Below are 13764 nucleotides of genomic sequence, written 5' to 3'. Positions count from 1 at the left end.
TCTCTACCTAGCCTCGGGAGAATGATGAACGCCCGCCGCCCTGATCTTGTAGCCGCCGGTGCCGCCGTTGTCACCGTCTTGCTCTGGGCCTCCGCCTTTGTCTCCATCCGGAGTGCGGGGGATGTCTACTCGCCCGGTGCCCTCGCGCTCGGGCGGCTGCTCTCCGGCGTCATCGCGCTGAGCGCCCTGTGTCTCGTACGACGTGAAGGGCCCCCGCCCCGAGCCGCCTGGCCCGGGATCGGGATATCCGGGCTGCTCTGGTTCGGGGTCTACATGGTCGTCCTGAACTGGGGTGAGCAGCAGGTGGACGCCGGTACCGCGGCGCTGGTCGTGAATATCGGGCCGATCCTCATCGCGCTGCTCGGGGCGCGGTTGCTCAGGGATGCCATGCCGCCGCGGCTGCTCGCCGGGATGGCGGTGTCGTTCGCGGGGGCCGTCACCGTGGGGGTGTCGATGTCGGGCGGGGGTGGGTCGTCCGTTCTCGGGGTGGTGCTGTGTCTGATGGCGGCGATCGCGTACGCCGGTGGGGTCGTCGCGCAGAAGCCGGCGCTCGGGGCCGCGAGTGCGCTGCAGGTCACCACGTACGGCTGTCTCGTGGGGGCCGTCGTGTGTCTGCCGTTCGCCGGGCAGCTGGTCCGCCAGGTGGCCGACGCGCCCGTCTCCGCGACGCTCAACATGGTCTATCTGGGGGTCTTTCCCACCGCGCTCGCCTTCACCACCTGGGCGTACGCCCTCGCCCGTACGACCGCCAGCCGGATGGGCGCGACCACCTACGCGGTGCCCGCGCTGGTGGTGCTGATGTCCTGGGTGGTGCTCGGTGAGGTGCCGGGGCTGTTCACGCTGGCGGGCGGGGTGCTGTGTCTCGCGGGGGTCGCGGTGTCCCGGTCGCGGGCCGCGGCGGCGGTGGCGCCACGGCCCGCGAAGGTCACCGACTCAGTGTGAACGTGCCCTGCCCGCAAGGACCTTGATGGAGATCAGGGCGATGACGGAGAGGGCGATGATGTAGCCGGAGACGGCCAGGGAGGTGCCGGTCGCCTCCAGGAGCAGCACCATCAGGAAGGGCGCGAGTCCGCCGCCCGCCACGGCCGCGATCTGGTAGCCGAGGGAGGCGCCGGTGTAGCGCATCTCCGGCGTGAACAGCTCGGCGAACAGGGCGGCCTGGGGGCCGTACATGATGCTCAAAAAGCAGCTGGCGACGAAGGTGGCGACCGCGAGCCAGAGCAGTGAGCCGGTGTCGATCAGCAGGAACAGCGGGATCGCCCACGCGGCGATGCCGATCGCGCCGATGGTGTAGATCCGGATGCGGCCGTAGCGGTCGGAGAGTGCCGCCGCGGCCGGGATCAGGACGAGCTGGGTGAGGCTGACACAGAGCGAGACGGTGAGGACCGCGCTCTTCCTCATGTCGAGTTCGCGGGTCGTGTAGTCGAGGACGCCGGTGATCAGGATGTAGAAGGTCGCGGTGTTCACGGCGAAGGAGCCGCCCGCGAGGAGGACCGTGCCGAGGTGGTCGCGGAGGATCGTGCGGAGCGGGGAGCTCTGTTCCGACTTCTCCCTCTCCGCCAACTGCCGTTCCGCCTCGCGGAATTCGGGGGTCTCCTCGACCTTGGCGTGGATGTACCAGGCCAGTGCGAGGACGAACAGGCCGATGAGGAACGGGACTCGCCAGCCCCAGGCCGCGAACCCGCTGTCCGTGGTGAACGCGCCGGCCAGCAGGAAGACCGTGTTGGCGGTCACCACGCCGATGGGGACGCCGAGTTGGACGACGCTGCCGTAGATGCCGCGCTTGCCCTCGGGGGCGTACTCGGTGGCCAGCAGCATCGCGCCGCCCCACTGCGCGCCGACCGCGATGCCCTGTACGACACGGAGGGCGACCAGCAGGATCGGGGCGGCGACGCCGATCGTGTCGTAGGTCGGGAGCAGGCCGATGCCGGTCGTGGCGAGGCCCATGAGTGTGAGCGCCAGGACCAGCATCGGCTTGCGGCCCCGCTTGTCGCCGAGGTGACCGGCGACGATGCCGCCGATCGGACGGGCCAGGAAGCCCACGGCGAAGGTCGCGAAGGAGGCGAGGACGCCGGCGGTGGAGCTGCCCGCCGGGAAGTACAGATCACCGAGGACCAGGGCGGCGGCTATGCCGAAGACGAAGTAGTCGTACCACTCGACGGCGGAGGCGAGGGCGGCCGCCGTGGCTACGCGGCGGCGGTTGACCGTGGGGAGGGCGGTCGTGGGGAGGGAGGGAGCGGAGGGGGCCATGTCCATGCGTGCACACTCCGGTGGGTGCTGTGGGGACGTTGGCGGCGAACATACTAACCGGACGGTATGGAGGCAATGGTTGTGCGGGAAGGTTGCCCGGAGCACTCAAGGGGCCGGTGGGCACGCCTGTGACCCGGCCTCGGGTCAGGCCGGGTCACAGGCGCCGCGCGCTAGAAGACGACCAGCGCCCGGCCGCCCTTGCCCGCGATCATGTTCTCGAACGCGGCCGGGATGCCGTCGAGTGCGATCCGTTCCGTCACCAGGGCGCCGAGGTCCAGGCGGCTCGCGCGGACGTGCTCGGCGAGCACCGGCAGGTCCTCCGCCGGGTTGGAGTTGCCGTAGACGCAGCCCGCCAGGGTCCGGCCCCAGTGGAAGATCTCCAGGGCGTTGAAGGTGACCTGCTGGTCCTTGCCGCCGATGCCGACGACCGTGGTCCGGCCGCCGCGGCGGGTGGAGTCCCAGGCGGTGCGGATGGTCGAGGCGCGGCCCACGCACTCCACGGCCACGTCCACGCCCTGCTTGCCGGTGAGGCCCCTGATCTCGCGGGCGGTGTTCTCGGAGGCGATCACATAGTCCGTGGCCCCGGCCGCGCGCGCCAACTCCTCCTTCTCCGGGGAGACATCGACCGCGACGATCTTCGACGCGCCCGCGATCCGGGCCGCCTGAAGGGTGGCCAGGCCCACTCCCCCGACGCCGTACACGGCGACCGTCTCGCCCTCGCGGACGCGTGCCGAGTGGTGGACGGCGCCGTAGCCGGTGAGGACGGCGCAGCCGAGGAGGGCCGCGTCGGTGAGCGGGATGCCGTCGGGGAGCGGCAGGACGCAGGACGCCGAGACGACCGTCTCCTCGGCGAACGCGGCGACGTTCAGGCCGGGATGGAGGTCGGTGCCGTCCGCGGTGCGGGCGTAGACGTCGGCGGCGCCGTTGAGGGCGTTGCCGCACAGCCAGACCTCACCGAGTGAGCAGGCGTGGCAACGGCCGCAGGAGGGGGCCCAGTTGAGGATGACACCGTCACCTGGCGCCACCCCCGTGACGCCCTCGCCCACGGCGATCACCGTGCCCGCGCCCTCGTGGCCGAGGACCGCCGGGACCGGGACCCGCATGGTGCCGTCGGACAGGGACAGGTCGGAGTGGCAGACGCCGGCGGCGGCGAGCCGGACGCGGACCTGGCCGGGGCCGGGGTCCGGGAGTTCGATGTCGGTGATCTCCAGCGGGGCGCCCACGGCGGGAAGGACTGCTGCGCGAACCATGGATGCGCTCCTCAGAACTGGAGGGACTTGGTCTGGAGGTACTCGGCGAGTCCGTGCGCGCCGAGCTCCCGGCCGACGCCGGAGTGCTTGTACCCGCCGAAGGGGGCGAGGGGGTTGAAGCGGCCGCCGTTGATGTCGACCTGCCCGGTGTCCATCCGGCGGGCGAAGGCCACCGCCTCCGTCTCCTCGCCGGCCCAGACGGCACCGGCGAGGCCGTAGACCGTGCCGTTGGCGATCCGCAGGGCGTCGTCCTCGTCGTCGTAGCGGAGGATCGACAGGACCGGGCCGAAGATCTCCTCCTGGGCGATCGTCATCTCGGGCGTGACGTCGGCGAAGACGGTCGGGGCGATGAAGTAGCCCTGCTCGCGCGGGGATTCGGGCCCTCCGGCGACCAGCCGGGCGCCTTCCGCTACGCCCTTGTCGATGTAACTCCGCACCCGCGCCTGCTGCTTGACGTTGACGACCGGTCCGATGCGGTCGCCGTACTTGGCGGCGGCGGTCGCGGCGAGCGCCACGGCCTCGTCGTACTGGTCGCGGTGGACGAGCATGCGGGTCCACGCGCTGCACGTCTGGCCGGAGTTGGACATCACGTTGGCGACGCCGACGTTCACGGCCTTGGCCAGGTCGGCACTCGGCAGGATCACGTTGGCGGACTTGCCGCCGAGTTCGAGGGCGACCTTCTTGATCGCGGCGCCGGCGGTGACGGCGATCTGGCGGCCGACCGCGGTGGAGCCGGTGAAGGAGACCAGGTCGACGCCCGGGTGCTCGGCGAGGGCCTGGCCCGCGACCGGGCCGAGGCCCGTGACGAGGTTGAAGACACCTGCCGGTACGCCGGCCTCGTGGACGGCCTCGGCGAAGAGCTGGGCGACGAGCGGGGTGTCCTCGGCGGGCTTCAGGACCACCGTGCAGCCGGCGGCGAGGGCCGGGGCGACCTTGGCGACGATCTGGTGCAGTGGGTAGTTCCAGGGTGTGATCGCGCCGACCACGCCGATGGGCTCGTGGAAGACGGTGGAGTTGCCGACCTTCTCCTCGAAGGCGTGGGTCGCGGCGAGTTCGGCGTACGAGCCGGCGACGGCGATCGGGACGGCGGCGTGCACGTTCTCGGAGAACTTCAGGGGCGAGCCCAGCTCCGCGGTGACCGTCTCGGCGATCTCGTCCTTGCGGGCCACCAGGGCGTCCCGAAGGGCGGTCAGCCGCGCGGCCCGCTCGGCGGGCGGGGTGGCCGCCCAGGCCGGGAGGGCGGCACGGGCGGCCCGTACGGCGGTGTCGACGTCCTCGGCGGTACCGGCCGGGACCCGGCCGATCACCTGCTCGTCGACCGGGTTCACGACCTCGATCGTGTCCCGGCCGGCGGCGGGCCGCCATGTGCCGTCGATGTACATGCCGTCATGTGCCTTCATCGTGCGTCCTCCCGGCGGGGGCGTGACCATGTCGTCGTCCGGCACATAAACTAGCGATGTTAGTTTTCGAATGCCAGACGCTCATGCCCTCATGCCATCAGAAGCTGACCCTGGCCCGGTCGTCGACCCTCCCCACCGCTTCCTGGCCGAAGGTCTTCTCGTAGGCCCGCCGGATCTCCTCGATCTTCCGGTCGCTCGCGCCCGCCTGCGCCACCGGGTACAGCAGGATCAGCTCGTACGACCGCTCCTTCTCGATCTTCCCGCTCGCGTCCCGCCACTGTCCGCGGCCGTTCTGCACGGTCAGCCCGTCCGGGAAGTCCGGGGTGACCTCCTTGTCGACGAAGCCCATGAACTGCCGGTCGGTGACGGCCGGACCGCCGTCGGGGCGCTCGGTGCCGAAGAAGAGGGAGGTCTCGATGTAGGGCTCGCCGCGCTGCGGGGTGCCGTCGTCGAGCGTGGCGTACGCCGTGGGGGCGCCGACGGCCAGGAGGAGGCCGACGGCGGTGAGGGTGGCGCGGGTTCGGGTGAGGTGCACGTTCATGCAGGTATGCCTAGCGGTACACGCCTCTCCGCACCCGGACACCGCGCCGGGATTCACTCCTCCAGGTCGGGCAGGCGGGCCGGGGTCGGGCTGATGCGTTCGCCGTGCTGGTCGAAGACGAAGAGGTGGGCCAGGTCGACGAGGAGCGGGACGTGCATGCCGTGGCGGAGCTGGAGGTCGGGGGTGGTGCGGACGATCAGGTCGCCGGGGAGGCGGCCGTCCGGGGGCACCACGGGCGCGGCGGCCACCGGCTCGTCGAGGACCACCACCGGGCCGGCACGCAGGGCGTCGGCGCGCTGCCGGAGGCGGTCCATGACGCCGGGGCCTCCCTCACGGCGGCGGCGCCGGGTCGGGCGGGCCGCGGGGCGCGGGGCCTCCAGGTCGGGTACGACGGCCGGGCGGGAGCCGGTGTTGAAGTGGACGAGGTTCTCGTGGCCCTGGAACTCCACGTGCTCGACCAGACCGGTGAGCGGCATCTCGCCGGGGCGGGCGGCGGACGGTTTGGCGATGCGCACCGCCTCCGAGCGCAGCCCCACGATGACCTCGCGGCCCTGCTGGACGCGGAGCAACTGGTGGTCCAGGGACAGGGGTTCGGGCAGCCGGAGGTACTGCTTGCCGAGGCTGATGGTCATCGCGCCGTCGAGCGGGGCCCGGACCAGGCCCTGGAGGAGGTTGATCCGCGGGGTGCCGATGAAGGCGGCGACGAAGACGTTGCGGGGCAGGGCGTAGACCTCGCGCGGGCTGCCGACCTGCTGGAGGACGCCGCCGCGCAGGACGGCGACGCGGTCGCCGAGTGACATGGCCTCGGCCTGGTCGTGGGTGACGTAGACCGTGGTGACGCCCAACTCGCGGGTGAGCGCGGATATTTCGGCGCGCAGGTGGTTGCGGAGCTTGGCGTCGAGGTTGGACAGCGGCTCGTCCATCAGGAACGCGGAGGGGTGGCGGGCGATGGCCCGGCCCATGGCGACGCGCTGGCGTTCGCCGCCGGAGAGCTGGGCGGGGAAGCGGTCGAGGAGTTCCTCGATGCCGAGCATCCGGGCGGTGGCGTCCACGCGCGGACGCGGGTCCGCGCCGGGGGTCTCGATGCGCAGCGGGAAGCCGATGTTGTCGCGGCTGGTCATGCTCGGGTACAGGGCGAAGTTCTGGAAGACCATCGCGATGTCCCGGCCCGACGGCGGGAGATCGTTGGCGTACTCGCCGTCGAGCTGCAGCTCGCCCTCGTCGATGTCCTCCAGGCCGGCGATCATCCTGAGGACGGTGGACTTGCCGCACCCGGAGGGACCGAGCAGCACGAGGAACTCACCGGGTGCGATGTCCAGCGTCAGCCGGTCCACCACCCGGGTGCCTCGCGTATAGCTCTTGCTCACGTCGTGCAGAGAGATGGCGCGTGTCATGGCAGGTGCCCCCGGGGGCTGACTGAGCGCTGTTGCTCCGTGGCCGAATGCCCCGGGCGAGTCGCACGGGGCCTATGAGTCACGGAAGTTAACGGAATGTGCGCGGCAGGGGGAAGGGAATGGGCAGGATCGGACGCCATGGTCCAGCAAGTGAGAAACCGGACGGCCATATTCAGCCCCGGGTGGCCGGACCGGAGGGGGTGCCCTCAGTGCCGGGGCGCCGCCGGTGCCACCCGGGTTGCCGACAGGTGGGCGAAGACGACGAGGTTGCCCGAGTAGCCGGTTCTGCGGTCGTAGTTGCCGCCGCAGGTGATGAGGCGCAGTTCGGGACGGCCTCGAGAGCCGTAGACCTCCCGGTCGGGGAAGTGCGCCTTCTCGAACTCCCGCACGGCGTCAACCGTGTAGACGGCGCTCCGGCCGTCCGCTCGCCGCACCTCGATCAGACGGCCGGGTTTCAGCTCGGACAGACCCGCGAAGACCGCACCGCCGGTGTCGGTGTCCAGGTGACCCACGGCCACGGCGGTCCCCTGCGCGCCGGGAGCCGGGCCGTCCTTGTACCAGCCCGCCAGGTTCGGATCGTCACCCGGCGGCGCCTCCAGACGCCGGTTCCGGTCCAGGCGCAGGTCCGTGACCGGGGCGTCGACGTCCAGATAGGGGATGAGGATGCGGGTGGCCCGGGAGGGCGGCAGGGGGCGAAGGGCCGTGGCCGGAGGGCGGCCGGGCCGTACACCGCTTGCGGTCGGGGCCGGACGGCGGCCGGGCCGTACACCGCTTGCGGTCGGGGCCGGAGGGCGGCCGGGCCGTACGCCGCTGCCGGTCGTGGACGGCTGGGGTGACCGGGCCTTGTTCCCGCCCGCGGCGGGGGCCGGGCTCCGGGCGCCGGCCGGGGTGGACGGCGGGATGTGCAGGCCGGTACCCCTCGCGGGGCGCTCCTGCTGCCCCGCTCCCGCCTCCGCCCGCCCTGTACCTCCCTGCGCACGGGCGGCCGGGGCCCCGGCGGTGCCCGGCGCGGCGGCGTCCACCGCCGTGCCGGGCACCGCAGCGCCGCCGGAATCCGCGTCGTGCGTCCAGAGCGCACCGGCCAGCACGAGACCGAGGACCGCCACGACCGTCCTCGTCAGCCGGTAGACACGCGTCCGGCGCCGGGGCCCGCGCCTCGGACTAGGACGCGCCATGCGGGCGACGGCGAAGTCGCAGCCACACCGCGCCGCCGACCGCGGCCAACCCGACCGCGGCGGCGCCGGCGACCGGCCCCATCGCCGCGTCCCGGGCGAGTCCGCCACCGCCGGCCGGCGGGCCGCCGTTGGGACCGCCCGGGCCGCCGCCCGGCCTCGTCGAGGTGGGAGTCGGCGTCGGCGACGGCGACGAACCGCCACAGTCGACGGTGAACACCTTCTGCTTGCCCGCGCCCTGCCAGTTGTCGCCCTTCCAGACGAGCTTGTACAGCCCGTCGGACAGCGTCAGCGTCCCGGTGTGCGCGGCGCCCTGGGCGTCTGCCGTGGCGCTGCCCGCGAGGTGCCCGGTGCCCGCGTTCGGTCCGTTGCCCTGCCCGTCGATGGTGTAGGTGAAGTGCTCAAGAGCGTCGAAGTTGACGGCGTCCAGATAGAAGTCACAGACCTTCGGCTCGTTGCTGGGATCGCCGGGGGGCGTGCCGGTCTTGTGGATCTTGACGTCGCCGTTGTCGCCGGGGGCCGCCGCGGCGGTGCCAGGTACGCCGATCAGTACGGTGCCGGCGACGGTGAGCGCGGCGAGGGCTGCGGTACGGCCGCTGGCGCGGCGGGGACGGGCGGCGATGAGCATGCGCAATTCCTCCGAGTCTGGCGATTTTCATACGAATCGCATCGCGCCTGACTCTCTGTCATATGCGCCCTCTCCGGCGGGGTACCACGGCCCGACACTCCGTCAGGCGTCCTCCTTACGGCCCACAGCCCTTCCCGAACGGCGCAGCCCCGGCGCGGCCCCCGACGCCCCGGCCGGCTTCGCCGGAGAGCGCAGCGCGACGCCCGCCGACAGCAGCAACAGCGCCCCGAGCATCACGAACGGCGCCGCCGCGCCCACGACCCCAGCGACCAGGCCCGCCGTGGCCGGCGCGGCGACCTGGCCGAGGCGGTTGCCGGTCAGGCGCAGGGCGAGGGCGGTGGAGCGGGCGCCGTCGGGGGCCGCCTGGACGACCGTCGTCATGGACAGCGGCTGCCCGACGCCGAGGCAGAAGCCGAGCACGGCGAGCATCAGGGCGAGCGCCCACACCGGCACCGGCAGGGCGATGCCCGCGCACACCACGGCGGCCAGCAGACACGTGACGGTCAGCAGCATGGCGCGGCCCAGCAGCCGCAGGAGCGGGGTCAGCACCAGCCGGCAGGCGATGGTGGCCGCCGCGCGCAGACTGAGCAGAAGGCCGATCACGGAGGGGGCGATGCCCCGGTGCTCACCGACCACCGGCAGATAGGCGGTGAGGATGTCGGTCGCGGACAGGACGGCGAGGCTGATGAAGATGCCCGCGGGGACACCCCGGGCGCGCAGGATGCGCCCGACGGGCACCCGGTCGCCTTGCCGCGTACGGGACTTCACCGCCGTACGGTCCTCGATGCGCCACAGCGAGCCAAAGGCGACCGCGGCGCCCGCCCCCGCGACGAGCAGGGCGAGCGCGCTGGTGCCGGCCATGTCGTCGCCGCCGATCAGCGCGCCCGCGGCGATCGGGCCGACGAGCTGGCCGAGGGAGGCGCCGATGGTGAAGTGGCCGAAGTTGCGGTCCTGTTCGTGCGGGGCGGACTGACGGGCGACGAGGGACTGCGCGCCGATCACGAAGCAGAGATGTCCGAGGCCCATCACCCCGCTCCAGATCGCCATCGCCCACAGGGAGTCGGCGAGTCCGCTGAGCGCGCAGCCGCCGGATATCAGGATGACCCCGACGGGCAGCAGGGGTGCGCAGCGGCCGTGGTCGGTGCGCCGACCCAGCGGGACCGCGGCGAACAGCGGGAGCAGGGCGTAGACCCCCGCGATGACACCGATGGCCTGCTCGTCGGCGCCCAGCGCGAGGGCCCGGTAGGAGACGGCGGGCCGGGCCATCGACACCGCCCCCTGCGCGAAGCTGAAGGCGATGACGAGGCGGAGCAGCCAGCCGCGGTTCCTACCGGGCGCCATGTGCGAGTCCTCCATCGAGGGTGGTTCAGATGATGCCGAAGAGGATGCCTGCCCCGAGGATGATCAGGCAGGTGAGGGCGGCCCACTTGACCACGAACTTGGTGTGGTCGCCGAACTCCACCTTGGCCATGCCGACCAGGACGTACACGGCGGGGACGAGCGGGCTCGACATGTGCAGCGGCTGGCCGACGAGGGAGGCGCGGGCCATCTCCAGCGGGGAGACGCCGTGGGCGGCGCCGGCCTCGGCGAGGACCGGCAGGACGCCGAAGTAGAAGCCGTCGTTCGACATGAAGTAGGTGAGCGGCAGGCTCAGGATGCCGGTGACGAGGGCCATGTGCGGGCCCATGCCGTCGGGGATGACGTCGACCATCCAGCGGGCCATGTGGTCGACCATGCCGGTGCCCTGGAGGACGCCGGTGAAGACGGCGGCGGCGAAGACCATGCCGGAGACGTTGAGGACGTTGTCGGCGTGGGCGGCGAGCCGGGCCTTCTGGTCGGGGATGTGCGGGAAGTTGACCGTGAGCACGAGCGCGGCGCCGAGCAGGAAGAGCACCGGGATCGGCAGCCATTCCATGATCATGGAGGTGAGCAGCGTGACCGTGACCAGCGCGTTGAACCAGTACAGCTTGGGGCGCAGGGTGGCGCGGTGGGGGTCGAGGACGGTGAAGCGCTCCTCGTCGTCGTCCTCGGCGTCGGTGCCGGAGCCCGAACCGCCGGTGACCGTCTTGCCCGTGGAACCGGAACCGGAACCGGCGCCCACGAGAACCGTCTCGGACTCCTTCTCCTCGACGAGCACCTCGTCCAGCGTCAGCACACCGAGGCGCTTGCGCTCCTTCAGACCCAGGAAGTACGACAGGACGAACACGCCCAGCAGGCCGACGGCGAGGGCCGGGATCATCGGGACGAAGATGTCGCTGGCGTCGAGCTTGAGCGCGGTGGCGGCACGGGCGGTCGGGCCGCCCCACGGCAGGGTGTTCATCACGCCGTTGGCCATGGCGGCGACACCGGTCATCACGACCAGGCTCATCTTCAGGCGCTTGTACAGCGGGTACATCGCCGAGACGGTGATCATGAAGGTGGTCGAGCCGTCGCCGTCGAGCGAGACGATCGCGGCGAGGATCGCCGTACCGACGACGATCCTCATCGGGTCCGCCTTGGCGAACTTCAGGATCCCGCGCACGATCGGGTCGAAGAGGCCGACGTCGATCATCACACCGAAGTAGACGATCGCGAACATGAGCATCGCCGCGGTGGGGGCGAGGCTGGTGACGCCGTCGATGACGTAGTCACCGAGCTTGGCGCCCTTTCCGACGAAGACACAGAACAGTGCCGGAATCAGCACGAGCGCCGCGATCGGCGACATCTTCTTCATCATGATCAGGACCAGGAAGGTCGCGATCATGGCGAAGCCGAGGATGGTCAGCATGAGTGGATACCTAACGTTCGCCCTTGAACTCCCACCAGGGCCGGCGGTGCGATGGACGTTAGGTGCCGTCAAGCGGTGTTAACAAGACGTTGACGTGCGAGCAATAAGCGCAAAACTGCAGGTCACAGCTTCGTGATCAATTCGACCGGTACCGCGTTGAGCACCGCGTTGCCTGACAGCGGGTCCAGGAGACGGCCGTCGAGCAGCTGGTTCACGTTGACGCCGGGGTCCTTGGCCGCGTGGTTCATGCGGGTTCCGGGACGGTCGTGGCCCCAGCCGTGCGGGAGGCTGACCACGCCCCGGCGCACGGTGTCGGTGATCTCCGCGGGGGCGGTCACCGCTCCCCCGGCGCCCTTCACCCCGACCGCCTGTCCGTCGACGAGCCCGAGGCCGGCGGCGTCCTCGGGGTGGATGTGCAGGGTGCAGCGGTTGGTGCCGCCGGTGAGGGCGGGGACGTTGTGCATCCAGCTGTTGTTGGAACGCAGATGGCGGCGGCCGACGAGAACCAGACCCTCCGCACGCTCGGCCATGGCCTGCCGCAGGCGCGGCAGATCGTCGGCGATCGGCCGCGGCAGCAGCTCCACCTTGCCGCTGCGCGTCTTGAGGGGCTGCGGCAGCCGGGAGGCGAGCGGTCCGAGGTCGATGCCGTGCGGATGGGCCAGCAGCTTCTCCAGGCTCAGCCCGTCCGGTCGTACGCCGAAGCCGTCGCCGTAGGGGCCGAGGCGCAGCATCATGTCGAGCCGCCGTTCGGGGCCGGAGACGCCGGCCAGCTGTCCGGCGAGTTCCTTGGCGTCACGGCCGTGCACCGGGGAGTACGTCTCCTTGACCGCCTTGCCGAGGGTCTGTCCGATGACCAGGTCGTCCACGGCGGAGGGGTCGGCGCCGTGCATGCCGGTCGCGGCGAGGACCAGCCGGGCCAGGATCTCGGTCTCGGCCATCCGGCCGGGCTCCAGCGGGACGGCGGGGCGGTTGTATCGGACCTGGTTGCGCACGGCGAGGGTGTTGAAGGCGAAGTCGTGGTGCGGGCTCTGCGAGGGCGGGGGCGGGGGCAGGACGACGTCGGCGTGGCGCGAGGTCTCGTTGAGGTAGGGGTCGACGCTGACCATGAAGTCGAGCCCGCCGAGGGCCTTGTCGAGCCGGTCGCCGTCGGGCACCGACAGGACGGGGTTGGCGGCGACGGTGACGACCACGCGGATGGGCTCGCCCTCGGGCGTCGCGGTGTCGATCTCCTCGGCGAGCGCGGAGATCGGCAGCTCCCCCTTGGCCTCCGGATACCGGCTCACCCGGGAGTGCCAGCGCCCCAGCGCGAAGCCGTGGCTGGGTCCGGCGGGCCGGGGTGTGCGGTCGGTGGCGGCCTGCGGGAAGAGGGCGCCGCCCGGACGGTCGAGGTTCCCCGTCAGGATGTTCAGTACGTCCACCAGCCAGCTGGCCAGCGTGCCGTGCGGGACGGTGCAGCTGCCGATGCGGGCGTAGACGGCGGCGGTGGGCGCGGCGGCGAGCTCACGGGCGAGGGTACGGATGGTGCCGGCGTCGACGTCACAGGCCTCGGCGACGGCTTCGGGGGTGAAGTCCCGTACGGCATCCCGGAGTTCGTCGAACCCCTGGAGGTGCGGGGTCAACTCCCCCGGGTCGACGAGGTCTTCCTCGAACAGCGTGTACGTCATCGCCGCCAGCAGCAGTGCGTCGGCGCCGGGGCGGATCGCGAGGTGGCGGTCGGCGAGCCTGGCGGTGCGGGTGCGGCGGGGGTCGATGACGGTGAGGGTGCCGCCGCGGGCCTTGAGCGCCTTGAGCTTGCCGGGGAAGTCGGGGGCGGTGCACAGACTGCCGTTGGACTCCAGCGGGTTGGCGCCGATGAGGAGCAGATGGTCGGTGTGGTCGAGGTCGGGCACCGGGATCGCGTTGGCGTCGCCGAAGAGGAGCCCGCTGGAGACGTGCTTGGGCATCTGGTCGACCGTCGAGGCGGTGAAGACGCTGCGGGTGCCGAGGCCGGCGAGCAGGACCGGCGGGTAGAGGGCGCCGGCCATGGTGTGCACGTTGGGGTTGCCCAGCACCACGCCGACGACGTTCGGACCGTAGCGCTCCACGGCCGGGCGGAGGCCGGCGGCGACCGCGTCGAAGGCCTCCTCCCAGGTGGCCTCGCGCAGCTCGCCGTCCCGGCGCACCAGCGGGGTGCGCAGCCGGTCGGGGTCGCCGTCGACGGCGCCGAAGGAGGCGCCCTTGGGGCAGATGAACCCCCGGCTGAAGACGTCGTCGCGATCGCCGCGGGCGCCGGTGACCCGGGTCCCCTCGATGGTGAGGGTCAGGCCGCAGGTGGCCTCGCACAGGGGGCAGATACGCAGGGCGGTGCGGGACACGGGTCCTC

Annotated in this window: 11 protein-coding genes; 1 reads left to right on the top strand and 10 read right to left on the bottom strand. The window is 71.9% G+C overall.

Annotated features, from left to right (window positions below):
* Window positions 1–21: 21 nt before the first annotated feature.
* Window positions 22–942: a DMT family transporter gene (locus OG885_RS35505; protein WP_405738653.1), complete on the top strand. Its 921-nt coding sequence runs from the start codon at window positions 22–24 to the stop codon at window positions 940–942.
* Here the strand turns inward: OG885_RS35505 and OG885_RS35500 are convergent.
* From OG885_RS35500 to OG885_RS35455, 10 genes are all read right to left on the bottom strand, one after another.
* Window positions 934–2256 carry an MFS transporter gene (locus OG885_RS35500; RefSeq protein ID WP_405738650.1) on the bottom strand — a complete coding sequence of 441 codons (1323 nt, stop codon included), beginning with the start codon at window positions 2254–2256 and terminating at the stop codon, window positions 934–936. The two genes, OG885_RS35505 and OG885_RS35500, sit on opposite strands and share 9 nt — an antisense overlap.
* 164 nt (window positions 2257–2420) lie before the next feature.
* Window positions 2421–3500, bottom strand: coding sequence for a Zn-dependent alcohol dehydrogenase (locus OG885_RS35495; protein WP_405738647.1), 1080 nt, complete (start codon window positions 3498–3500; stop codon window positions 2421–2423).
* Window positions 3501–3511: 11 nt separating this feature from the next.
* Window positions 3512–4900, bottom strand: a complete 1389-nt coding sequence (locus OG885_RS35490; protein WP_405738644.1) for an aldehyde dehydrogenase family protein — start codon at window positions 4898–4900, stop codon at window positions 3512–3514.
* Window positions 4901–4997: 97 nt separating this feature from the next.
* A complete protein-coding gene (locus OG885_RS35485; protein ID WP_405738642.1) occupies window positions 4998–5441 on the bottom strand; it encodes a DUF3574 domain-containing protein in 444 nt (147 codons plus the stop codon).
* 53 nt (window positions 5442–5494) lie between these two features.
* Window positions 5495–6835, bottom strand: coding sequence for an ABC transporter ATP-binding protein (locus OG885_RS35480; protein WP_405738639.1), 1341 nt, complete (start codon window positions 6833–6835; stop codon window positions 5495–5497).
* 206 nt (window positions 6836–7041) lie between these two features.
* Window positions 7042–7941: a class F sortase gene (locus OG885_RS35475; RefSeq protein WP_405738636.1), complete on the bottom strand. Its 900-nt coding sequence runs from the start codon at window positions 7939–7941 to the stop codon at window positions 7042–7044.
* A gap of 55 nt (window positions 7942–7996) precedes the next feature.
* On the bottom strand, window positions 7997–8635 hold the full coding sequence (locus OG885_RS35470) for a hypothetical protein (protein WP_405738633.1): 639 nt from the start codon (window positions 8633–8635) through the stop codon (window positions 7997–7999).
* 102 nt (window positions 8636–8737) lie between these two features.
* Window positions 8738–9976 (bottom strand): MFS transporter, encoded by a 1239-nt coding sequence (locus OG885_RS35465; RefSeq protein WP_405738630.1) that lies wholly within the window; start codon window positions 9974–9976, stop codon window positions 8738–8740.
* Window positions 9977–10001: 25 nt separating this feature from the next.
* Window positions 10002–11402, bottom strand: a complete 1401-nt coding sequence (locus OG885_RS35460) for a CitMHS family transporter (RefSeq protein ID WP_405738627.1) — start codon at window positions 11400–11402, stop codon at window positions 10002–10004.
* A 122-nt stretch (window positions 11403–11524) separates the two neighbouring features.
* Window positions 11525–13756, bottom strand: coding sequence for a molybdopterin oxidoreductase family protein (locus tag OG885_RS35455; RefSeq protein ID WP_405738624.1), 2232 nt, complete (start codon window positions 13754–13756; stop codon window positions 11525–11527).
* Between the last annotated feature and the right edge of the window lie 8 nt (window positions 13757–13764).

Origin of the sequence: Streptomyces sp. NBC_00028 (assembly GCF_045041065.1) — a bacterium.
In the GTDB taxonomy this organism is placed as follows: Bacteria; Actinomycetota; Actinomycetes; order Streptomycetales; family Streptomycetaceae; genus Streptomyces.
The sequence above is the reverse complement of the archived record's forward strand: the minus strand, read 5'-3'. Positions and strand labels throughout refer to the sequence as shown.

Bases quoted from the DNA above. Each gene is read 5' to 3' on its own strand.
- OG885_RS35500 (WP_405738650.1), bottom strand. From the start codon at position 2,256: ATGGACATGGCCCCCTCCGCTCCCTCCCTCCCCACGACCGCCCTCCCC.
- OG885_RS35480 (WP_405738639.1), bottom strand. From the start codon at position 6,835: ATGACACGCGCCATCTCTCTGCACGACGTGAGCAAGAGCTATACGCGA.
- OG885_RS35465 (WP_405738630.1), bottom strand. From the start codon at position 9,976: ATGGCGCCCGGTAGGAACCGCGGCTGGCTGCTCCGCCTCGTCATCGCC.
- OG885_RS35470 (WP_405738633.1), bottom strand. From the start codon at position 8,635: ATGCTCATCGCCGCCCGTCCCCGCCGCGCCAGCGGCCGTACCGCAGCC.
- OG885_RS35485 (WP_405738642.1), bottom strand. From the start codon at position 5,441: ATGAACGTGCACCTCACCCGAACCCGCGCCACCCTCACCGCCGTCGGC.
- OG885_RS35505 (WP_405738653.1), top strand. From the start codon at position 22: ATGATGAACGCCCGCCGCCCTGATCTTGTAGCCGCCGGTGCCGCCGTT.
- OG885_RS35460 (WP_405738627.1), bottom strand. From the start codon at position 11,402: ATGCTGACCATCCTCGGCTTCGCCATGATCGCGACCTTCCTGGTCCTG.
- OG885_RS35495 (WP_405738647.1), bottom strand. From the start codon at position 3,500: ATGGTTCGCGCAGCAGTCCTTCCCGCCGTGGGCGCCCCGCTGGAGATC.
- OG885_RS35490 (WP_405738644.1), bottom strand. From the start codon at position 4,900: ATGAAGGCACATGACGGCATGTACATCGACGGCACATGGCGGCCCGCC.